Source organism: Pseudomonas sp. HD6422 (assembly GCF_025377065.1).
Lineage (GTDB): Bacteria > Pseudomonadota > Gammaproteobacteria > Pseudomonadales > Pseudomonadaceae > Aquipseudomonas > Aquipseudomonas putida_U.
In genome coordinates, this window is record NZ_JAHWIW010000008.1 from 19435 (window position 1) to 42218 (window position 22784).

Below are 22784 nucleotides of genomic sequence, written 5' to 3' on the forward strand. Positions count from 1 at the left end.
GTGAAACGAACCTGCGGACGCAGGCTCACGCAGCGCGCGATTATCCAGCAGGTCGCGTTACAACGCATCAGGCTGGAACAACTATTTATCGTAAAAAACCCCTTGTTTTCCGACAAACAAGGGGTTTTTGACCTCATATTTGTAACATAAATGTTACGGGGCCATCATTCACCAAATGCACCTGCATGTCTGCACCGAATCGCCCGCTGGCCACAGCTGCATGCTGGCTCTGGGCCTGCTGGCAAAGATAGTCGAAAAGCTCGGCTCCCAACGCCGGAGGCGCCGCCGTCGAGAAGCTCGGTCGCATGCCACTGCGGGTATCTGCCGCCAGGGTGAACTGCGACACCAGCAGCAGACCGCCCGAGACGTCCTTCAAAGACAGGTTCATCTTGCCCTGGGGGTCGCTGAACACCCGGTAGTTGAGCAACTTGTGCAACAGTTTGTCGGCATGCTCGCGGGTAACCGCGACCAACACCAACAAGCCCTGATCGATCGCGCCGACGATGTCCCCGCCCACCTCGACCCGCGCGCCACGCACGCGCTGCAACAGGCCCTTCATGCCTCTTCCAGGGGCAGATCGAGCAGGCGCCGAGCCATCTGGTCGGCAGCCCGGACCAGGGCGTCGGTGATGCCGGGTTCGGAGGCCGCGTGACCGGCATCGCGGATGACCTTGAGCTCACTGTTGGGCCAGGCCTGGTGCAGCGCCCAGGCGTTGTCCAGCGGGCAGATCACGTCATAGCGACCATGCACGATGACCGCCGGCAGGTGTGCGATCTTGGGCATGTCGCGAATCAGCTGGTCGGGCTCCAGGAAGGCGTCGTTCATGAAGTAGTGGCATTCGATGCGGGCGATCGACAAGGCCCGCGCCGGTTCGGAGAAGCGGTCGACCACCAGCGGGTTGGGGCGCAGGGTCGCGGTGCGCCCTTCCCAAGTGGACCAGGCCTTGGCTGCATGCATCTGGGCGATCTGGTCGTTGCCGGTCAGACGCTTGTGGAAAGCCTTGACCAGCTCGCCACGCTCCTCGGCTGGAATCGGTGCGATGTAGTCCTGCCAGTAGTCGGGGAACAGTCGACTAGCACCGGCCTGGTAGAACCATTCGATCTCCTGGGGGCGGCACAGGAAAATGCCGCGCAGGATCAGCCCGTGCACCCGCTCGGGGTGTTTCTGGGCATAGGCTAGTGCCAGGGTCGAGCCCCACGAGCCGCCGAACAGCACCCACTTGTCGACCCCCAGGTGCTGGCGAATGCGCTCCATGTCCTCGACCAGGTGCCAGGTGGAGTTGTTCTCCAGGCTCGCATGGGGCGTGGAGCGGCCACAGCCGCGTTGATCGAAGGTGATGATGCGGTACAGATTGGGGTCGAAATAGCAGCGGCTCTGGGCATCGCAACCGGCGCCGGGGCCGCCATGGATGAACAGCACCGGCAGACCTTCCGGCGAGCCGCTTTCATCGACGTACAGTACATGCGGCGCTTCCACGGCCAGATCATGCCGGGCGTAGGGTTTGATCTGCGGGTACAGGGTCTGCATTGCGCACTCCGTGTGGGGATTGATTCGGCCGTTGGCCATCATAAACCTGAATCGCCCGTTTGAGCATGCCCTGTCGAATACTCGACCGAAACCGCAGGCCTGAAGGTTTGACATATCTAACGCGTCACACGCGGGCGGTTAATCCACGCTTTGCTCCCCCTAATCGCGGAGCCATGCAATTGTCCCCTTCCAACACCCATGCCCACTATGCGCTGATCGAGCGAAAAATCCCCGAGTGGATGAAATCGGCGCCCAGCGAGACTCACCAGGCCTTGCGTAAAACAGCCACTGCACCGTTGCCCTGGCTGGAAAAGGCACGCCAGGAAAAACCGGAGATCGTCCGGCTCCTGAACGAAGACCATCCCCTGCATATCGACGCCCAGGCCAGTCTCAAAGCGCTGCTAAAGACCATCCCGACGCTGGAGTCCTTCGCCATACCGCGCTTGACCAAAGCCATCGAGCGGCGCTTCGGCCTCAAGCTCGATGTGCAACGTACCTACTTGCTCCACGCGAAAAAGGCCGCGGCCTACAAGCGGGATGATCGCAATCGTGATGAGTTGGTGGCTGCGAGCAGATCGCTCAAGCAGGCAACCCAAACCCTGCTGCACTGCGCCTTGCAGAACTTCGAGCCGTCGGAGGCGCAAGCCGGCGGGCTCGATGAAGATGAAACGTTGAAAGCGATGATACTCGACAGACGGGTCTTCGGGCTAAACGGCTATGAAGGCAAACAGATTGCCATTGCTCCAGAGCAGTTCGCTGCACTTGCCCGCGAACTGGACCTGGGCGGCGAATACCAGAAGCTGCTCAGGGCCCTGCGTATCGCTGCGCCGGCAACGCCAGGCCAGAGCGCTGTCGACGACGATCCGCTGGTTACGCGCCTGAAGGCGGCAGAGCGCGCCAGCCTGCGTCTGCATGCAGGTCTGGCGCTACTCAAGGGGCATGTCGACGCCGATATGTATGCAGCCCTGCTGCAGGTCCCCGAAATGGCCCATCCGCATTATCAAGGGACGCCCGTGTGCTGTAGTTTCCTGAAGCTATGGGACATCGAGCTGACCGGTATCGTCGCCATCGGGCCGGACCGCGACGCCGCCAGAAAGACCGTCCCGGTGGTCCTGTATATTCCCGACGACCCGATATGCCCTCTCAAACAATACACTTCGACCAGTGCATTCACCGCTGAACTGCGTGAGCGTTTACGCGATGCAAGTTACCTGGAGTTCTTCCAACGGTTCGTTCCAGCACGGTACCTGGACACGTTTCTGACCAAGCTTGAAGACTGCCTGACCCCCAAGTCCGGCTTCTTGCCTGTCGGCTACCGGCCTCGGGTACCTGACCCCAATGCGCGCCTGCCGCTTGGCGAGAGCACCGTACTCACGCGATTGCTCGCTGAATTGGCCACACAGAAGATCAATCGTCTGGAAGACGATGCAAAGTTCCACGCAGTACCCACTGCGCTGGTTGACGAACGAGCGTTCCGGGAGCGCCTGCTGTATTTCGCACAAAGGACGCTCCAGGCGCTGAACGTGGCGGCCTTCTTCGTCCCAGCCCTGGGCGAGGTCATGATGGGAGTCGCCGCGTTCGATCTGGCACACGAGGTGTTCGAAGGCATCGACAGCTGGACCAAAGGAGAGACCGAACAAGCCTTCGGCTACTTGTTCGACGTCGTCGAGAACGTCGCGCTCATAGCGGCGCTGGGCGCTGCCGGACATGCGGGCGGTATGCCTGCCATCGAACACACACCAGTCGAAATGCCTTCGTTCATCGAAGAGCTGGACAGCATCAGCATGCCTGATGGCGAACCACGCCTATGGAAACCAGACCTTAGGCCGTTCGGCCATGACGTCATTCTGCCTGGCGACCTGCGACCCAACGAATTCGGTGTCTACGAGTATCAGGGCAAGACCTATCTCACTCTGGAAGACCGGGCTTTGTCGCTCCGACCGACCGACACACCCGATGTCTACAAAATAGAGCATCCCACCAACCCCTCCAGCTACCAACCGACCATTCGCCATAACGGTGCAGGCAGCTGGATCGCGGAAACGGACCGGCCGTCGCAGTGGCAGGGCATGCAACTGTTCCGCCGCAGCGGACCTCACCATGTGTACTTCAACGATGAAGTCGCCAGCCGCATCCTGCGCATCACCGATACCCACGAGGCCGTACTGCGCCGAGTCATCGCCGAGTCCCAACGCTTGCCGGGGCAACTGGAAGACACATTACGGCGCTTCCGTCTGGATGAGCAGATCACGCAACGAACGGCTATCAGCTCCTTTTCCGCTTCTTCCAGGAGCCAAATGTTCGACGTTCTGTACGGCGATACCGCCCCCCTGCAGAGCGCCCGCGACCAGCTGATCGCCGAGGCTGGCCCAGCATTGCCAGTGCCCATCCGCCAAGAACTGCTGCGCGAAGCGAGCGCCGCCGAGCTGGCAGCGCTTGACCAGGGCCGCATGCCGCCTCGCCTGACAGCGGAAATCGAGGCCTATCTGCCCAACGTGCGTTTGACCCGCGCTTACGAGAACCTGTTCCTGCGCTCGGTAGGCTCGCTCGATACCGACAAGCTGATCCTCCACACCCTGGAGCGTCTGCCGGGCTGGCAGCAGCACCTGCGTATCGAGATCCACGACGAAACGTTCGCCGGCCCCCTGTTGGACAGCATCGGGCCGACCGACGCCTCCATCAACCGAGTGTTGAGCCGAGAGCCCGACGGTTATCGCCTGCAGCCAGTGGATGGCGGTACCGGAAAAGGTGGCCAGACACTCTACCAGGCCATCGTCGAAGCCCTGCCCGAAGAGCAACTCTCCGCCCTTGGACTCTCCTCGGACAATGCCGCCGCCGATCTGCAACATCACGTGCAACAAGCCCCCTTGATGCCTCGCCATGCGCTGCGCCGAGTGCTGGGTCTCCCTGCGCGCCAACCAGGCTTCGTGCCCCCGATGCGCCTCGCCGATGGCAGGATCGGCTACCTGCTCAGTGGCAGGGGAGCGACCGCCGGATACATTCTGCGCGATACTCTGCTCGACACGATCCGCCTGCTGGGCATCGAAGACCATTACCCAATGTCAGCGGAAACCCTGTTGGCCCGTCTCGAAGCCAGTGGTCTGACCCGCGCGCAGATCTTAGGCCGCTTGCAGCACGTGCTGGGAGAGCGCCAGACCCTGGAACTGGCGCTGTCGAACTGGGCGGACCAGTCGGCATCGCTGGTCGATCTGCCGGCTAGGGCATCGAGCCGGGCAAATATTGCAGGTGCCATCTGGCGTCATTGGTACAGCACCAGTCTGCTCGAACTCGGTCGCCTCGAATTGCCTTTCCAGTTGCAACTGGCCCATCTGGCGGACTTCCCGGCTCAACTCCCGGGTTTCATATACGAGCGTACCCGAGATCTGCGCCTGATCGACATGACCTTGGATGCACCTGGCGGCATCGTCCCCTTCAGCCCGGAGGGAGTCGAGACCCTGCAGGGCTTCCTGCAACGCTTTCCTCGCCTCACATCCTTGACGGTTTCCCGGGAGTCGGCAGCTGCCCTGGCCCCCTCGCCATTCCCTACCCTCCTGGACGCTGCCGCCCGATTCCTGCCGGAACTGCGTGAACTGCGGCTGATCAACCAGCAACTGCTTCCGAGCGAGCGAGATTTCCTGGCGCTGGGTGCGCTCGCTCAGCTGCATACCCTCGACCTCAGCGGCAATTATCTGCTGCCGCCATCGTTCATCTCGTTGCGCGGCCTTTCGCTACGCAACCTGGGGCTGAACCGTACCTCGCTCGACAGCTGGCCGGCCTGGCTGGACACCGAGTCCCTGGAAAGCCTCGAGACGCTTTCGCTGCGCGACAACCGCATTAGCGAACTGCCAGAATTCTTGCTCTCACAAACCACGCAGGGACAACGCACCACGCGGGTTTCGCTCCAAGGCAACGGGTTGCTACCTTCGCAGATCCAGCGTGTCAGCCTGGCCCCCCAAGTGCCCCAGCGGCGCTTCGATATCGAAATGGACGTCGCAGAGCCGCTTCGGCGACAGCTGGATCAATTGCGTGACGAACTCACGCAGCTTCACGAGATGATCGATCACTGGACCCACAGCTCCAGCTCCAGTGGCATCCCGGATGCCGCCACGATTGAGGCTCGAGCACAACTGGGCTCGATGCTCATCGATTTCTGGCGTACCTCTCGCACAGGGCAGCCTTTGCAGCCGCTGAACCTCGTCGATGTGAGCCTGGAACACTTCCCGCAGCAGCTACCGGCCTTTTTCCAGTCGAACGTCCGTAGCCTGGTGCTTACCCGCGTAACAGCCACTGCCGACCGCTTGAACTCATTGCTCATGTCATTTCGCAACCTCACCGAGTTGCAATTCTCGGGGCATGTACAGCCCATGACCACGTTGCCTCGCGCGCTGTCCAACATGCCGGCCCTGCAATCGCTGACGCTGCATGACCAGGCACTGCTGATCGACCAGCGCTTGATGGACAGCCTCAACGATATCAACGGGCTGTTGATGCTCGACCTTTCGGGCAACCGCATGGGCGAAATCACCCGCGCGGCACCATCGCTCTCCAGACTTCGTCGCCTGTACCTGACCAACACAGACCTGCAGGCGTGGCCGGCATGGGTCGACGAGTTACTGCCATTGAACTTGCTGGACCTGGACGGTAACCAGATCACTACGCCGCCCGAGCACATTCTCGACAATCCGCGCAGCGAGGAAATGCAGAGCGAGATCTCGCTGCTGGGCAACCCGCTCGAGCGCGACAGCATGATCCGCGCCCATACCAGCGAGGGCTTCAGTCGACAATTCAGATTCAACATGGATCTGCCAGCAGACATCCAGGAGCTCTCGCCCATGTCTCCCAGCTCCAACGGCAGCTCGCCATACCACAGCCATGAGTCGAGTCCGGAGCCGAACCCGCAACCCACCGTCGAACCGTGGCTGCGCGCAAGCCCCGAGGAGAATGAAGCGTATCGTCAGGCCTGGCAGCAACTCGAGAACGGCGCAGCTGCAGACAACCTGCTGCAACTCGTGCAACGCCTGGAGCAAACGGCGCCGTACCAGAACATTCAGACGCGCAACGGTTTTGCCGAGCGCGTCGGGCGAGTGCTCGTGCACGCTGCCCAGAACCCTGCGGATCTTCAGCTCTTCAATACCATGGCGCAAGCGGCGCTGGTGCAGCCGGACGGTAACCAGACCTGTTACGACGGAGCCTTGCTGGAATTCAACCAGATCGAACTGCGCTTGTTCAGCGAGCGAACCTTGCACGGGCTTACCGGCCCGGAGCGCGGTGCAGCGCTGCTGCGCCAGATGCGCCAGACCTTCCGCATGGGGGCATTGGACGATATTGCCCGGCTGCGACTCAGAGGGCGAGACGAGGCAGAGGTGCGCCTGGCGTATCGGGTGTACCTGGCCGAGGCGCTCGACCTGCCAGTTGCGCCTCCGAGCATGTTGTACGAGGCGACGGCAGCGGTGCAAATGGACGAACGCAACGCGGTACTGGCGGATGTCCAGCAGCGTGAGCGCGGCCCGGAATTCCTGGATTACGCCGCGAACAACGACACCTGGGTCGATTACCTGCGCACCACCTACGAAGAGCGTTTTGCCGAGGTGGAACGCGAGTATCGGTTGCGGGTGCTTGCAGTGCCCGACCGATTCCCCGGGAGGGCGCTCGAGGAGCTCGCCGACCAGTACTCGGCACTTGAACGTGGCAGGCGCGCCCAGGAATTGGCACTCATCCGCGAGTTGACCAACGCCCTCAACCATTGACCGATCATGACCCAGGCCTCTCGAAGGACAGCGGCCTGGGTCGCACTATCATGCTAACGCATCCACTTTGCGAAGCTCACTAGCATGTCCTGCCTCCTTTACGAGGCTTGATCATGACTCCACCTGAAAATGCCATTCCTCCCGATCACGAGAGCGTTGCCACCCTGATCGAAGGCAAGATTGCCCCCTGGATGCGGCATGCGTCCGCAGACACTCACCGCAGCATGCGCGCTGCCAGCAAGATCCCTATACCCTGGTTCGAGCAAGCGTGTCAGGCATCGCCACTGGACGCACGCACGCTCGTCGAAGACTACGCACGTTACCGGACACATAAAGCAAAGGTAGCTGCGCGGCTGAAGCAACTCCCTTCATTGCAATCATTCGCCCGGCAGCAATTGACGGCCGGTATCAAGGCGCGCTTCGGCGTGGAACTGGATGTCGACAACACCTACCTGTTCAACCCTGGCAAAGCGGTGAGCTACCGCCAGTACATGCACGGCGACCCGGTCAGCGACGGCATGCGCGCGCTCAGGTTGGCGACCCAATCTCTGCTGCATTGTGCCCTGCAGAACTTCGAGGCCTATGAAGCCCAACCAGGCGGACAGAACGGCGCGGACCTGCCTGCCAGCGTGCTGGACAGCGACCAGTTTCAAGGTCCCTGGCCTCTTGGAAAACAGCTGGACATCAGCGCCGACGGGTTCGCCGCACTGTGCCGCGAGCTGGACATCGGTGGCCAGTACCAACGCCTGATCGATCAACTCTATATGCCTAGCGAGGGCGAGTCGGCCGATCAAGTATGGGCGACGTTCCGTGCAACCGAACGCTGCGCCTTCGAGCTCGAGGTCGACAGAGCGTACCTGGCCAAGAAAATCGATGAACCGCTTCGCGAGGCGCTGTTGAAGCTCGCCCGCGAAGGCCACTGCGAATACCTGGGCAGCACCCTGCGCTGCGCCTTCATCGAGGCTTTCGGCTGCAGAATTGAGGGGGCCTTGATGATCGGCCTCGTGCCCCATGTCGAAAACCTGCTGTCTTACGATCCGGTCCTGTTGCCATACAAGGGCATGCTGCTGACCTACCTGCCTGGCGCACCCGATCCGCTGGCGATGCATGTCACCGGCCAGGCGTTGCAAGCCCACATGCGTGAGCAGCTCTGGGCGTGCGATGTGCCGGCTCTGCTAGGGCAGGTTCGCGCCTCGGAGCGCAGTGATTTTCTGCAAAAGCTGCTCGATTGCCTCAATCCCATAGATTGGAACACCGTGAAGATGTTTCCAGGTCATCTGGGGGGCGAAGCACTGCGGGCTCGGGATCCAAACGCGTGGGTGCCGCTGACGCTGCAAGCGTTCAACCGGCCCCTGATCGACGAGCTGGTCGAAGGGAAACGCCAGCGCCTCAAGGACGATGCCCTGTTCCACGCCGTGCCCACCGCCAGCGAAGACCAGAAAAGCGCGGCCAGGCGCTGGGCGTACTTCTCGCAGTTGGCAATGAACGCGATCAACCTCGGCGCCTTCTTCGTCCCGGGCCTGGGCCAGTTGATGATGGGCTTGAGCGTGGCGCAACTGAGCTACGAAGTGTTCGAGGGCCTGGAAAGCTGGGCCGAAGGCGAACGCGATCAGGCTGTGAACTACCTGCTGGACGTGGTCGAGAATGTCGCATTCACCGCCGCCCTCGGTGCGACAGGCGCCGCCACCGGCATCCCCGCCGTGGAAAGGATCCCAGTCGAAACGCCTTCTTTCATCGAAGAACTCAAGACCGTCACCTTGCCCGATGGCAGTACCCGGCTGTGGAAACCAGACCTGCTGCCGTTCGCACATGACATCGTGCTGCCCGCAGGGCTGGAGCCCGATGAGTTAGGTTTGTACTACCACGAGGGCAAGACCTGGCTGGCTTTGGAAGACCGGTTCTTCGAACTGGGATCCGATGCGCAGAAAGGCGTGCACTATCTGGTCCATCCGCACAAACCGTCGAGCTACCAGCCGCCCCTGCAGCACAACGGTGCCGGCGCCTGGCTGCACGAACTGGACCAGCCCCGCAGCTGGACGCGCATGACCCTGTTCCGCCGCGCCAGCCCGCTGAGCGGGCAATTCGACGAGGCGACAGCTCAACACATCCTGCAGGTCAGCGACATCCACGAAGACGCGCTCAGGCGCATCGTGAGCGAAAATCAGAGACTGCCTGCGCTGATGGAGGACAGCCTGACCCGTTTCGATCTGGATCGTCAGATCCGCGAGACCCAGCCAGACGCCACACCCCAGCAACTGCACGAGGCCTTCGCCGACCAGTACGCCGGATTGCCCCAGCTATCCATGCCCGGAACCAGTATCCTGCACAGCCGCTATCCACGCCTGCCGACCAGCGTGGTCGAGGCGCTCGTGCGCGATGCGTCCAGCGCAGAGCGGCAGGCCCTGGCCGATGGACAGATACCCCTGCAGGTCGCCCAAGAGGTTCGAGGCTATCAGCAACAGGTGCGACTGGCCCGCGCCTACGAAGGACTCTACCTCGATTGCCCGCGCAACGACGACAGCGATCGCCTGATCCTGCATAGCCTGCCCCACCTTTCCGGATGGCCTGCGGACCTGGCCCTGAGCCTCGAGCTGCGTCAACGCTGGCCATCGCACCTCGATTCCATCGGCCCCAACGACGCCCCCGTGCACAGGCATATCATCAGTACTCGCAACGGCTATCTGATGATGCCTGGACAAGGCACCGCCCCTGCGTCGATGCACCCTTCGTTGCACCAGGCATTGTTCGAAACGCTGACCCCGGCCCAGCGCCAATCGCTGGACATCGACACGCCGCAAGTCCTGCGCCAACGTCTGCGCCAAGCGCCACCCCTGCCGCGCGCGGCCCTCAGGCAAGTGCTGGGCCTGCGGGAGATTCGCCCTGGATACCGCTCGCCCCTGCGGCTTGCCGATGGCCGCTTCGGTTATCCGTTAGGGGGCATGGGAGGCATGAGAGGAAACATCACTCGACGTGCCCTGCTCGCGCAGATCCAACAGGTCGGCCTGGACCAGGCCTTGTCCCGATCAGCGGAACAATTGCTGACTGCCCTGGAAAATGCGGGGCTGAACCGCTCCGATATACGCAGCCGCTTGCGTGAACTGCTGGTGCAGCGCGATGCCTTGCAAAGCTCACTGCAAGATTGGCGAACACGTCTGTCCGCCATGCCCGAACCACCGCAAATCGACTTCGACCGCTTACAGGATGCACTTCAGCAGCACTGGTACGAAAGGGCGCTGCCGGAGCTTGATCGCAGGGAGCCTGTGCTGCGACTGCATAACGTTTCTCTGTCACATTTTCCGCTCGACCTGCCCGCGTTCTTCAGGGAAAGCATCAACCATCTACTGCTGCAACAACCCCTCTTGGAAATCATCCCCGGTTGGACGCAACAAAGCCGGCATATCACCCGTTTTCTGCGCCAATTTCCCAACCTGCGTTCATTGGAGATGTACGGCCCGGCACAGCCCATCGCGTTTGTGTTCGCGATCCCCGTCATCGCCGAGAATTTGCCACGACTCGAGAGCTTGACCCTGATGGATCTGAACATCGGGGTTTCCGCCCCCGATATCGCCAGCCTACGTGGGCTGCCGCATCTGCGGTATTTGAACCTGGCAGGCAATCGCCTGCGTCTGAGCTCACCACCGGACTTCAGCGAACTCTCGCTGGACACCCTCATACTCGATCGCATGGGGCTGGGCCAATGGCCAGAGGGGCTGGGCATCAACGCCTTACAGCGTATCGGCCTACTGGCCATGCGCGAGAACGGGCTGAGGTTGTTGCCGGCTTTTCTGCTGGAGAACCAGCTAGACCTGGCACGTCATCCGGCGATTTCGTTGCAGGGCAACGACATCATCGGCGAACACCTGCAACGCGTACTGCTCAATGAAGATGGTCGCGCTCCGCTGTTCGATGTGGACGTGTCCGACATCCTCAACGCACGACTGGCACGCTTCCGACAGCAACGGCAAGTCATTCACGACATCCTGGACAATTGGGCAAACGCCTCGGGCTCAAGCAGCTCACCAGACCCCACCATCACCGCGCAGCGCAACAGGATCGGCGATGCCATCAATACCTTCTGGCGCCACCAGGAACAAGGCATACAGCATGCACCGTTGCGGCTGGAAGAGGCCGATCTGGCCCATTTCCCGATGCGCTTGCCCTCGTTCCTGGAAGAGCGGGTGCTCAGCCTGACCCTGTCCCAGGTCACCGGTACCACGGAGCAACTTGCCGTACTGCTTCGGCGTTTTGCCAACGTCACCGAACTCAACATCGATGGCCGGGTGAATTCCGACTCGAATCTACCCAGCGCACTGCTGCAGCGCCCTGGCCTACTGGACCTGGGGTTGCGCAACATGGGCCTGGAAGTCGACGATGCACTGCTCACCACCCTGGCAGGCTTGGGCAACCTGCGCTCTCTGGATCTGTCCGGCAACCGGATGGGCAATGTCGACACTCCCCCCACCGAGTTACAGTCGTTACGCCGCCTCGACCTCAACGATATGGCTCTGACCGAATGGCCGAGCTGGGTCAACCAGTTGTTGCCGCTGGATGTACTGGAGCTCAGCGGTAATGAGCTGACGGACCTGCCCCCCTTCGTGCTGAGCAACCTGGAAAACAGGTTCCCCATTTCGTCCATCGCGCTGTACGGCAACCCGCTGAGCAACGAAACCATCACGCGCGCGCGCACATCCTCGGAAAGCCAGCACAGCTTCACGTTCGCCATGGACCTGCCGCACGACATACAAGAGCTGCATTGGTCGGACGAAGAAATCGAACAGGGCCATTTGCACATCCCCATCCCCGACGCTGTTGAGGACGAGCACAGTGCCACGGACTGGCTGCATGCTTCCGTGGACGAAAACAACGCGCTGCAGAGCGCTTGGGAGGGGCTCGAACAAAGCGGACAAGCACCCTATCTCCTGGAGCTGATCGGGCGGCTCCGGCAGACGAAAGTCTATGACAACCCCCTGCTGCGCACGGAGTTGTGCCGACGTGTACGCAGGGTATTGGCCATTGCGTTCACCAATGCGCAGCAACGCTATCTGTTTAACCTGATCGCCGAGGATGAGTTGTCGCAGCCCTACCCCACATGCCGCGACGGCATACTGCTGTTGTTCCAAAGCATCGAAATGCTGATCGCCAACCAACGTATACTCGCCACTGCATCCGACACCCCGCAGGGGATGTACCGCGAACTGCGCCGCCTGTTCCGCGTACAAGCACTGGATGAGCACGCGATCCGCATGGCCGCTGGCCGGGACGAAGCCGAGGTACGCCTGGCCTTCAGGCTCAATCTGAATGAAGACCTCGCGCTGGGTCTGCCTCCAGATGAAATGAGTTTCGCATCCTGCGCCGACCTGAAGCAGCCGGAAGTGCTGGCTGCCAGGACGGAAGTCCAGCGAGCGGAGCATGGCGAGCCCTTCCTCCTGTTCGCAGTCCAGCAGGAAGGATGGAGACGCTACCTGCGCCACCAATACGCCGACCGCTTCGAGGCCATCGAGCAAGACTACCAGTCCCGGGTGCTGGCATTGCCGGATGCTTTTCCGGGCACTCCTATCGAGCACCTGGGCGCCGAGTACAAAGCGCTGGAAAATGACAAAGCGTCCAGGGAGAACGAGCTGATTCGCGAACTGACCATTCTCGCCAACCCAGAGCGCGAGGCGCTGTGAATCAACCGCCGTAACGTGCGCTGCCCCAGTGCAGCGCAGTCTCCAGCAACCGCCGCAAGACGGCCTGGGTAGGTCGTGCCAGGTCGTCGCGGTAGGTGAACGGCTCCACTTCATCCATGTAGGTGCTTTGCGCCAGCTCCAACTGCACCGCATGGATGTCCTTGGCCGGGTCGCCGTAGTGCCGGGTGATGTAGCCACCTTTGAAACGACCATTGAGCACGTGGCTGTAGCCTTGGGCTTGGCGGCAGGCATCCTCGAGCCGCGCGGCCAGGTCGGCGTCGCAGCTGGCACCATCGAATGTGCCGAGATTGAAGTCCGGTAGCTTGCCGTCGAACAGGCGTGGGACCTGCGAGCGAATCGAATGGGCGTCCCAGAGCAGTGCATAGCCAAAGGTGTCGCGCAGGCGTGCCAGTTCCTGGGCCATGGCTGCGTGGTAAGGCCGCCAGATTCGCTCAAGGTAGGTGTCGCGCTCGCCAGCGCTGGGGGCTTGGCCCGCCTTGAACAGAGGCTCGCCATCGAACAGCGTGGCCGGATACAAGCCTGTGGTGGCACCGGTGTAAAGCGGCTTGTCGTCATCCGGACGATTGAGGTCGATGACGAACCGCGAGTACTCGGCCGCGACCACGCTGGCGCCCATCTCGCGGGCGAAATCGTACAGCTGCGGGATGTGCCAATCGGTGTCGGGCAGGCTACGCGCCTGATCGACCAGACCCTCGCGCACGGCGGGCGTGAGGTTCAGGCCTGCGTGGGGCATGCTGATCAGCAGCGGCAACCGGCCATTGTGGTAATGCAGTACGTTATCCATCCTGGCCTCGCTCAATTGGAGATTTCATGGCCCTTGCGCACCACGCGCTTGGGCAGGTCGCCGCCGAGCCAGTAGGCCAGGTCGGCAGGGCGTTCGATGTGCCAGGCGACGAAGTCGGCCACCTTGCCGACCTCCAGCGATCCATGGCTGTCGCCCAGACCCAGCGCCGCGGCGGCATGCAGGGTGACGCCGGCCAGGGCCTCTTCCGGGGTCAGGCGAAACAGCGTGCAACCCATGTTCAGCATCAGGCGCAACGACAGCCCTGGCGAGGTGCCTGGGTTGAGGTCGCTGGCCAGGGCGATCTTCACGCCGTGGCGGCGCAAGGCATCGAGCGGCGGCAGTTGGGTTTCACGCAGGAAGTAGAAGGCGCCTGGCAGCAGCACCGCCACGGTGCCGGCCTGGGCCATGGCGCGGGCATCGTCTTCGGTCATGAATTCCAGGTGATCTGCCGACAATGCCTGATAGCGTGCAGCCAGGCTCGAACCGTGCAGTGACGACAACTGCTCAGCATGCAACTTGACCGGTACGCCCAGTTCGCGCGCTTTGATGAAGACCTTCTCGACTTGCGCCGGCGAGAACGCCAGGTGCTCGCAGAAGGCGTCCACCGCATCCACCAACCCTTCGCCTACCAGCGCAGGAAGCATCTCGTCGCAGATGTGGGCGATGTAGTCGTCGGCCCTGCCGGCGTACTCCGGTGGCAGGGCGTGGGCGGCCAGGCAGGTGGCGCGCACCGCCAGCGGCAACTCGTCGGCCAGACGCCGGATCACACGCAGCATCTTGCGCTCGTTGGCCAGATCCAGACCGTAACCGGACTTGATCTCGATGGTGGTCATGCCATCCCGCATCAAGGCCTGGACCCGTTGTCGGGCACTGGCGAACAGTTCGTCCTCGCTGGCCGCCCGGGTGGCCCGCACAGTGCTGGCGATGCCGCCACCCTGGGCGGCGATCTCGGCGTAGCTCACACCTTGCAGACGCTGCTCGAACTCACCGCTGCGGTTGCCACCGAACACGGCGTGGGTGTGGCAGTCGATCAGACCTGGGGTGACCCAGGCGCCGTTCAGCTCCACCGTGCGGCCAATCTCCAGCGGCGGCAGTTCGCCACGCGGGCCGATCCACTCGATCAGGCCGGCGTTGCTGACAATGGCCGCGTCCTCGATGATCGAGTAGCTGCCTTGGGCCATGGTTGCCGCGTGGCAATGCTGCCAAAGGGTTCTCATGCGGGTACTCCTGTCAGAGGCTGGGCAGCACACCGGCTGGCAACAGCGCGGTCAACCTGCCTTCAGCCAACAAGGCGCTGGCCACTTCGATGTCCGGCGAGAAGAAGCGGTCGCGGTCATAATGCGGCACCTCGCGGCGCAGCACCTGGCGCGCCTGCTCCAGCTTCGCCGAGGTTTTCAACCCCTCGCGCAGGTCCAAGCCCTGGCAGGCGCCCAACCATTCGATGGCCAGCACGCCACGGGTGTTCTCGGCCATTTCCCACAGGCGCTTGCCAGCGGCTGGCGCCATGGACACATGGTCTTCCTGGTTGGCCGAGGTCGGCAGGCTGTCGACGCTGTGTGGATGGGACAGGGCCTTGTTCTCGCTGGCCAGCGCGGCGGCGGTGACCTGGGCGATCATGAACCCAGAGTTGACGCCACCGTTTTCCACCAGGAACGGCGGCAGCTGGGACATGTGCTTGTCCATCATCAGCGAGATGCGGCGCTCGCTCAGCGCGCCGATCTCGGCGATGGCCAGGGCGATGTTGTCGGCGGCCATCGCCACCGGCTCGGCGTGGAAGTTGCCGCCGGATATCACATCGCCCTGCTCGGCGAACACCAGCGGGTTGTCGGACACGGCATTGGACTCCACCGCCAGCACCTGCGCCGCCTGGCGCAACTGGGTCAGGCAGGCGCCCATGACCTGAGGCTGACAACGCAGGGAGTATGGATCCTGGACCTTGCCGCAGTTCTGGTGCGAGCGCGACACTTCGGTCGATTCGCCGAGCAGGTCACGGAAGCAGGCCGCGGTATCGATCTGCCCAGGTTGGCCGCGCGCAGCATGAATGCGGGCATCGAACGGCGCCCGCGAGCCAAGCGCGGCTTCCACGGTCAGCCCGCCACAGGTGATGGCTGCCGCGAACAGGTCTTCGGCCTGGAACAGGCCGCGCAACGCATAGGCCGTGGAGGCCTGAGTTCCGTTGAGCAGTGCCAGGCCTTCCTTGGCAGCCAGCGTCAGCGGCTCGAGACCGGCAATGGCCAGGGCTTCGCTGGCCGGCAGCCATTCACCTTGGTAGCGCGCCTTGCCTTCGCCCAGCAGCACCAGCGACATGTGCGCCAGCGGCGCGAGGTCGCCGGAAGCGCCGACCGAGCCCTTGAGCGGGATGTGCGGGTAGACTTCGGCGTTGACCAAGGCGATCAGCGCATCGATGACCTTGCGCCGAATACCTGAAAAGCCCCGGCTCAGGCTGTTGATCTTCAGCACCATGATCAGCCGCACCATGGCATCGTCCAGCGGCGCGCCGATACCGGCGGCGTGGGACAACACCAACGAGCGCTGGAGGTTCTCCAGGTCATGGCTGGCGATACGGGTCGAGGCCAGCAGGCCGAAACCGGTGTTGATGCCGTAGGCCGTGCGGTCTTCGGCGATGATGCGCTCGACGCAGGCGACGCTGGCGTCGATGCCTGCGTCAGCGCTCGGGTCCAGGGCCAGGCGAACCGGTGCGTGATGGATTTGGCGCAATTGCGCCAAGGTGAGGCTGCCGGGAACCAGGTTGAAAGCTTGCATGTGCAGGCTCCTTGTTGTTGTTCAGTTCAGCGCCGACAGCACAGGCTGCGGCAACCGGGGATCTTTGAGCAGGGCTGCGGCACAGGCGATGTCCGGTGCCAGCCAACGGTCCTGCAGGTAGGCTGGGACCTGCTCGCGCAGCAGACGCCAAGCAGCGTCGGTACCGATGCCCAGGCGTTGCTCCATGAGGAACTCGAAGGCCTGGGCTGCCAGCAGATACTCGATGGCGAGGATCTGGGTGCAGTTTTCCAGCACTTGATGCAGTTTCAACGCAGCATTGGTGCCCAGGCTGAGGTGGTCTTCCTGCAAGCCCGAGGTGACGAAATTGTCGAGCACGGCCGGTTGCGCCAGCTGACGGTTCTGCGCGCACAGCGAGGCCGCGACGTACTGGGCGATCATCATCCCCGAATTGACGCCAGGCTCGCTGACCAGGAAGGCCGGCAGCCCGCTGACGTGCGGGTTCACCAGGCGGTCCAGACGACGCTCGGCGATCGAACCGATCTCGGCCATGGCGATGGCCAGCAGGTCTGCGGCCATGGCCACCGACTGACCATGGGGATTGGCCTGGGAGACCACACGGAAGTCTTCCGGGGTGCCCAGCAGCAAGGGGTTGTCGTTGGCGCCATTGAGTTCTGCCTCGATCTGCCGTGCCGCATGGGCGAACTGGTCGCGGGCAGCGCCATGCACCTGCGGAATCGAACGAATGCTCAGGGCATCCTGGGTGCGCATGCCTTTGCTGGTGGCAATCACCTCGCTGCCCTGGAGCAAGGCACGCAAATTCGCACCTACCACCTGCATGCCCGGATGCGGCTTGAGTGCAATGATCTCCGGATCGAAGGCGGCGATCTGTCCACGCAACGCCTCGAAGCTCATGGCCCCGATCACATCAGCCCATTGCAGCAAGCGGCTGGCATCGTCCAACGCCAGGCTGGCCAAACCGGTCATGCACGGCGTGCCGTTGACCAGGCACAGGCCATCCTTGGCACCCAGCTGGACAGGCGCCAGCCCCTCGGCGCCCAGGGCCTGGGCAGCTTCCACGACCTGCCCGCGATAGCTGACCTTGCCGATACCCAGCAGGCACACGCCGACATGGGCCATGTGGGTCAGGTAACCCACCGAACCCTGGGACGGCACCTGGGGCGTGATGCCATGGTTGAGCAGCGCCAGCAGCGCCTCGACCACGCCCCGCTGCAGGCCGGACTTGCCATGGCTGTAGTTGACGATGGCGGCGCAGATGATCGCCCTGGTCTGCTCATCGGGCAGCACCGGCCCCACACCACAGGCGTGACTGAGCAAGGTGTTGCGCGACAGCGCGCTCAGCTGATCGCCTTGCAGCGAGACGTTGCACAGCGCGCCGAGGCCGGTGTTGACCCCGTAGGCCCGCTCGCCGCTCTCGACGATATGCCGCACGATGGCCTCGGCATTGTCGATGCGCGCCCACACCGCAGGTGCCAGCTCAAGCCGAGCGCCATGGCGGGCGACGGCGGCGATGTCCTGCCAGCGCACCGGGGCGCCAGTGATGACCACGGTTTCGCCTTGCGACATGGCGCTTCTCATACCGCAACCGCGCGGCGCTGGACGAAACGATCAACGTATTCATCAGCGGGGTTGTGCAGAATCTGGTGCGGCGTACCGACCTGGATCAGGCGACCATCCTTGAGAATGGCGATGCGGTTGCCGATGCGCACGGCTTCATCCAGGTCATGGGTGATGAACACGATGGTCTTGTGCAGGGTCTTCTGCAGATCGAGCAACTGATCCTGCATTTCGGCGCGAATCAGCGGGTCCAGAGCGCTGAACGCCTCGTCCATGAGGATGATGTCAGTGTCCGCTGCCAGGGCACGGGCCAGGCCGACACGCTGGCGCATGCCCCCCGACAGCTGGTGCGGATACTTCTTCTCGTAGCCCTTCAGGCCTACGGTCTCGATCCACTGCTGGGCACGCTCGGCGCACAGTTGCTTGCTCTCGCCACGCACTTTCAGGCCATAGGCGACGTTGTCCAGGACATTACGGTGCGGCAACAGGCCGAAGCTCTGGAACACCATGCTGATCTTGCGCCGACGAAATTCGCGCAAGGCTTCCATGTCGTACTGAAGAATGTCCTCGCCATCGACCAGGATCTGCCCGCTGGTGGGGTCGATCAGACGATTGAAGTGGCGCACCAGAGTGGATTTGCCGGAACCGGACAGGCCCATGATCACGAAGATCTCGCCACTGCCGATGGACAGCGACAGGTCGTTGACCCCCACCACGCAACCGGTCTGCGCCAGCACCTGGTCCTTGCTCTGCTTGTTGCGGATCAGCCGCAACGCTTCCTCGGCGCGGTCACCGAAGATCTTGAAGACATTCTTCACCTCGATCTTGTTGATCGCCTGCGTGTTCATTTGCTCACCTCATGGCGTGGCCGGCCATAGGCCTGGGTAATGCGGTCGATCACCACCGCGAGAATGACGATAGCCAGGCCCGCTTCCAGGCCACGGCCGACGTTGAGGGTCTGGATCCCGACCAGCACGTCCTCGCCCAGCCCACGGGCACCGATCATCGAGGCGATCACCACCATCGACAGCGCCATCATGGTGGTCTGGTTGATGCCGGCCATGATGCTTGGCAGTGCCAACGGCAACTGTACGCCGAATAACTGCTGCCAGCGGTTGGCGCCGAAGGCGTTGATGGCCTCCATCACTTCGCCGTCGACCTGACGAATGCCCAGGTCGGTCAGGCGGATCAGAGGCGGCGCGGCGTAGATCACGGTGGCGAAGATAGCCGGCACCTTGCCCAGGCCGAACAGCATCAGCACCGGAATCAGGTACACGAAGCTTGGCATGGTCTGCATGATATCCAGCAGCGGCATCAGCACTGCGCGCAGGCGGTTGCTGCGCGCAGACAGAATCCCCAGCGGGATGCCCACCAGCACCGAGATCAAGGTCGCCACCAGCATCAGCGCCAAGGTCTGCATCAGCTTGTCCCAGAGGCCGACAGCGCCGACCAGGAACAGCAGGCCGGCGATCACCAGGGTCGGCAGAATGCGCCGCGTGGCGTGCCAGGCGATGGCGGCCACCACCGCCAGCATCAGCCACCAGGGTGTGGCGCGCAGCAAGCCTTCGAGGCTGACGATTGCCCAGAGCAGGGTGTCGGAAATGTGCCGGAACACATCCCCGTAGTTGGTCACCAGGGCGTCGACCCAGCCATTGACCCAATCGGCGATGGAGAATGTCAGGTTGTCAGGAAACATAGGTTCCACTCATCAGCTGAGGACGCTCAGAGCGCCGCGTTGATCTTCTTGGCGGCATCCGCGCCGACCCAGGACTGCCAGACTTCAGGATGTTCCTTGAGAAACGCCTTGGCCAGTTCCGGCGACTCGATCCGATCCTTGGTCATGCGCGCCAGGTTCTGGTTGAGCAGATCGATCGGCAGATTGACCTTCTCCAGCACCGCCACCAGTTCGGGGGCTTGGTCATGGAACACCTTGGACAGGCCGACCTTGATCGTCACGGATTTGTTCACGCCCGCTTTCTCCTGCAGCTTGACCAGGTCGACCTGGCCCATCAATGGAGTCGGCGTCCAGTAGTAGAAGAGGATCGGCTCGCCGCGCTTGTAGCTCGACAGCACTGCGGCATCCAGTGCCGGGCCCGTGCCGGGACGGAAGTTGGTGTAGCTGCTTTCCAGGCCGTATTCCTTGAGCATCTTGGAGTTGTCCAGCTCACAGGTCCAACCGGCCGGACAGTTGTAGAAGCGGCCTTTGCTCGGCTCCTCCTGGTCCTTGAACACGCTGGAATACTTGGCCAGGTCGGCGACGTTGTGCAGGTCTGGTGCCTTGGCTTCGAGCTTGCGCTTGGCATCGCCTTCGATCACATAGCGCGGCACGTACCAGCCCTCCTCTGCGCCCACGACCGGGGCACCGACCCCCACCACCTTGCCGGCGGCTTCGGCCTTGTTCCAGACCTCGCTGCGGCCCACCCACTCCTCGGCGAACACCTGAATGTCATTGGTGCCCAAGGCGTTCTCCATGGTGATGGAGTTTCCGGGCAGGCTGTCGGTCTCGCAGCCGTAGCCGTGCTTGAGTACGAATTGCATCACGTCGGTCAGCAGCATGCCGCTTTCCCAGTTCAGCCCGGCGAACTTCACCGGCTTGCCGGATTCACACCAGCCTGCGGCCTGACTGCTACCGGCAGCACCGAGCAAACCCAGGGCGAACAGCGAGGCGAGCAGGGTCTTGTTGGTTTTCATTGCGTGACGCTCCCAAACTTGTAAGTGGACATCGGCAGGGATTGAAAAGAGGGGCCGAGGCCCCTTGCCGGCTCGTCAGCCAGTGATCATCGGCAGGTTCAGGCCCTGCTCTTTGGCGCAATCGATCGCAATCTGGTACCCCGCATCGGCATGGCGCATCACGCCAGTGGCCGGATCGTTGGTCAGCACGCGGGCGATACGCTCAGCAGCTTCGTCGGTGCCGTCACAGACGATGACCATACCCGAATGCTGCGAGAAGCCCATGCCCACCCCGCCGCCATGGTGCAGCGACACCCAGGTGGCGCCGCTGGCGGTGTTGAGCAGGGCGTTGAGCAGCGGCCAGTCAGATACGGCATCGGAACCGTCGCGCATGGCTTCGGTTTCGCGGTTGGGGCTCGATACCGAGCCGGAATCCAGATGGTCACGGCCGATCACGATCGGTGCCGACAGCTCGCCGCTGCGCACCATTTCGTTGAACGCCAGGCCCAACTTCGCCCGCAGGCCCAGGCCAACCCAGCAGATACGCGCCGGCAGGCCCTGGAAGCTGATGCGTTCACGGGCCATGTCCAGCCAGCGGTGCAGGTGGGCGTCGTCCGGGATCAGTTCCTTGACCTTGGCGTCGGTCTTGTAGATGTCCTCGGCATCACCGGACAGCGCCGCCCAGCGGAACGGGCCAATGCCACGGCAGAACAGCGGACGGATGTAGGCCGGCACGAAGCCTGGGAAGTCGAAGGCGTTGCTCACCCCCTCCTCCTTGGCCATCTGACGGATGTTGTTGCCATAGTCGAAGGTCGGGATGCCCTGTTTCTGGAAGTCGAGCATGGCCTGGACGTGCACGGCCATGGACTGCTTGGCGGCCTTGACCACCGCAGCCGGTTCGGTCTGGGCACGGTCGCGGTACTGCTCCCAGGTCCAACCGGCCGGCAGGTAGCCATTGAGCGGGTCGTGGGCGCTGGTCTGGTCGGTGATCATGTCCGGACGCACCCCACGCTTGACCAGCTCAGGCAGAATCTCGGCGGCGTTACCGTGCAAGGCGATGGAGATGGCCTTGCCTTCGGCGGTGTACTTGGCGATGCGCGCCAGGGCGTCGTCCAGGTCGGTGGCCTGCTCATCCACGTACCGAGTCTGCAGGCGGAAGTCGATGCGGCTCTGCTGGCATTCGATGTTCAACGAGCAGGCACCGGCCAGGGTCGCGGCCAGCGGCTGGGCGCCGCCCATGCCGCCCAGGCCGGCGGTCAGTACCCATTTGCCCTTGAGGTTGCCGTTGTAGTGCTGGCGACCGGCCTCGACGAAGGTTTCATAGGTGCCCTGCACGATGCCCTGGCTGCCGATGTAGATCCAGCTGCCGGCGGTCATCTGGCCGTACATGGCCAGGCCCTTGGCATCGAGCTCGTTGAAATGCTCCCAGTTGGCCCAGTGCGGCACCAGGTTGGAGTTGGCGATCAACACACGCGGGGCATTGGCGTGGGTCTTGAACACGCCGACCGGCTTGCCCGACTGCACCAGCAGGGTTTCGTCATCGTTCAGGTTGGTCAGGCTCTCGACGATCTTGTCGTAGCAGGCCCAGTTGCGCGCGGCGCGGCCGATGCCACCGTAGACCACCAGCTCCTTGGGGTTCTCCGCCACTTGCGGGTCGAGGTTGTTCATCAGCATGCGCAGCGGTGCTTCGGTCAGCCAGCTCTTGGCGGTCAGCTTGTTGCCACGCGGGGCACGAATCTCGACGTCACGGAATTTGTTCAGGTTGTTGTCAGTCACGAAAAGTGCTCCTTAAGCGATCTATCCAAACCCGACGTGATCGGCGGGCCAGTGGTGCGTTGTGTCACACGCGAAAGGGACGGCCTATCCACTTTCGCGCACTTGGCTTTACTTGTACATACAAGCATATGCAATTGAATTGCCAAGTCGCTTACCTGGGCACGCGGCCGCCACCTGTGAAGAGCAGGAAAACCCCGTCATTCGGGGGCTGGGGGACGTGAGAAAAATCTGAAAGGACGATGCGAGGAAAGATTCAGGTCAAGGCGGCATTGCGCCACCTTGGGACATTCG

Annotated in this window: 12 protein-coding genes; 2 read left to right on the plus strand and 10 right to left on the minus strand. The window is 62.7% G+C overall.

The features are described 5' to 3' along the window. Window positions 1-133 precede the first annotated feature (133 nt). Both dtd and pip read right to left on the minus strand, forming a co-directional pair. Window positions 134-559, minus strand: a complete 426-nt coding sequence (dtd, locus tag KY379_RS07390) for a D-aminoacyl-tRNA deacylase (RefSeq protein WP_261239541.1) — start codon at window positions 557-559, stop codon at window positions 134-136. After that, window positions 556-1527, minus strand: a complete 972-nt coding sequence (gene pip / locus KY379_RS07395) for a prolyl aminopeptidase (RefSeq protein ID WP_261239542.1) — start codon at window positions 1525-1527, stop codon at window positions 556-558. The genes dtd and pip overlap by 4 nt, the downstream gene beginning before the upstream one ends. Before the next feature lie 179 nt (window positions 1528-1706). Between pip and KY379_RS07400 the strand changes: the two genes are divergently transcribed. Next, window positions 1707-7274, plus strand: a complete 5568-nt coding sequence (locus tag KY379_RS07400) for a dermonecrotic toxin domain-containing protein (RefSeq protein ID WP_261239543.1) — start codon at window positions 1707-1709, stop codon at window positions 7272-7274. Window positions 7275-7387: 113 nt separating this feature from the next. Then, entirely contained in the window at window positions 7388-12943 is a 5556-nt protein-coding gene (locus KY379_RS07405; RefSeq protein ID WP_261239544.1) for a dermonecrotic toxin domain-containing protein, read from the plus strand. A 1-nt stretch (window position 12944) separates the two neighbouring features. Here the strand turns inward: KY379_RS07405 and hutG are convergent, their stop codons facing one another. From hutG to hutU, 8 genes are all read right to left on the minus strand, one after another. Next, entirely contained in the window at window positions 12945-13748 is an 804-nt protein-coding gene (gene hutG / locus KY379_RS07410) for an N-formylglutamate deformylase (protein ID WP_261239545.1), read from the minus strand. 11 nt (window positions 13749-13759) lie between these two features. Beyond that, window positions 13760-14965, minus strand: coding sequence for an imidazolonepropionase (gene hutI, locus KY379_RS07415; RefSeq protein WP_261239547.1), 1206 nt, complete (start codon window positions 14963-14965; stop codon window positions 13760-13762). A gap of 13 nt (window positions 14966-14978) precedes the next feature. Next, window positions 14979-16511 (minus strand): histidine ammonia-lyase, encoded by a 1533-nt coding sequence (gene hutH / locus KY379_RS07420; protein ID WP_133324894.1) that lies wholly within the window; start codon window positions 16509-16511, stop codon window positions 14979-14981. Window positions 16512-16532: 21 nt separating this feature from the next. Continuing rightward, window positions 16533-18056 (minus strand): histidine ammonia-lyase, encoded by a 1524-nt coding sequence (gene hutH / locus KY379_RS07425; protein WP_261239548.1) that lies wholly within the window; start codon window positions 18054-18056, stop codon window positions 16533-16535. An 8-nt stretch (window positions 18057-18064) separates the two neighbouring features. Further along, window positions 18065-18895, minus strand: a complete 831-nt coding sequence (locus KY379_RS07430; RefSeq protein WP_133324898.1) for a glycine betaine/L-proline ABC transporter ATP-binding protein — start codon at window positions 18893-18895, stop codon at window positions 18065-18067. Then, window positions 18892-19743 (minus strand): ABC transporter permease, encoded by an 852-nt coding sequence (locus KY379_RS07435; protein WP_133324900.1) that lies wholly within the window; start codon window positions 19741-19743, stop codon window positions 18892-18894. The genes KY379_RS07430 and KY379_RS07435 overlap by 4 nt, the downstream gene beginning before the upstream one ends. Before the next feature lie 26 nt (window positions 19744-19769). Further along, window positions 19770-20738 carry an ABC transporter substrate-binding protein gene (locus tag KY379_RS07440; RefSeq protein ID WP_261239549.1) on the minus strand — a complete coding sequence of 323 codons (969 nt, stop codon included), beginning with the start codon at window positions 20736-20738 and terminating at the stop codon, window positions 19770-19772. Between the two features lie 75 nt (window positions 20739-20813). Then, window positions 20814-22493, minus strand: a complete 1680-nt coding sequence (gene hutU, locus KY379_RS07445; protein WP_261239550.1) for a urocanate hydratase — start codon at window positions 22491-22493, stop codon at window positions 20814-20816. Window positions 22494-22784: the final 291 nt, after the last annotated feature.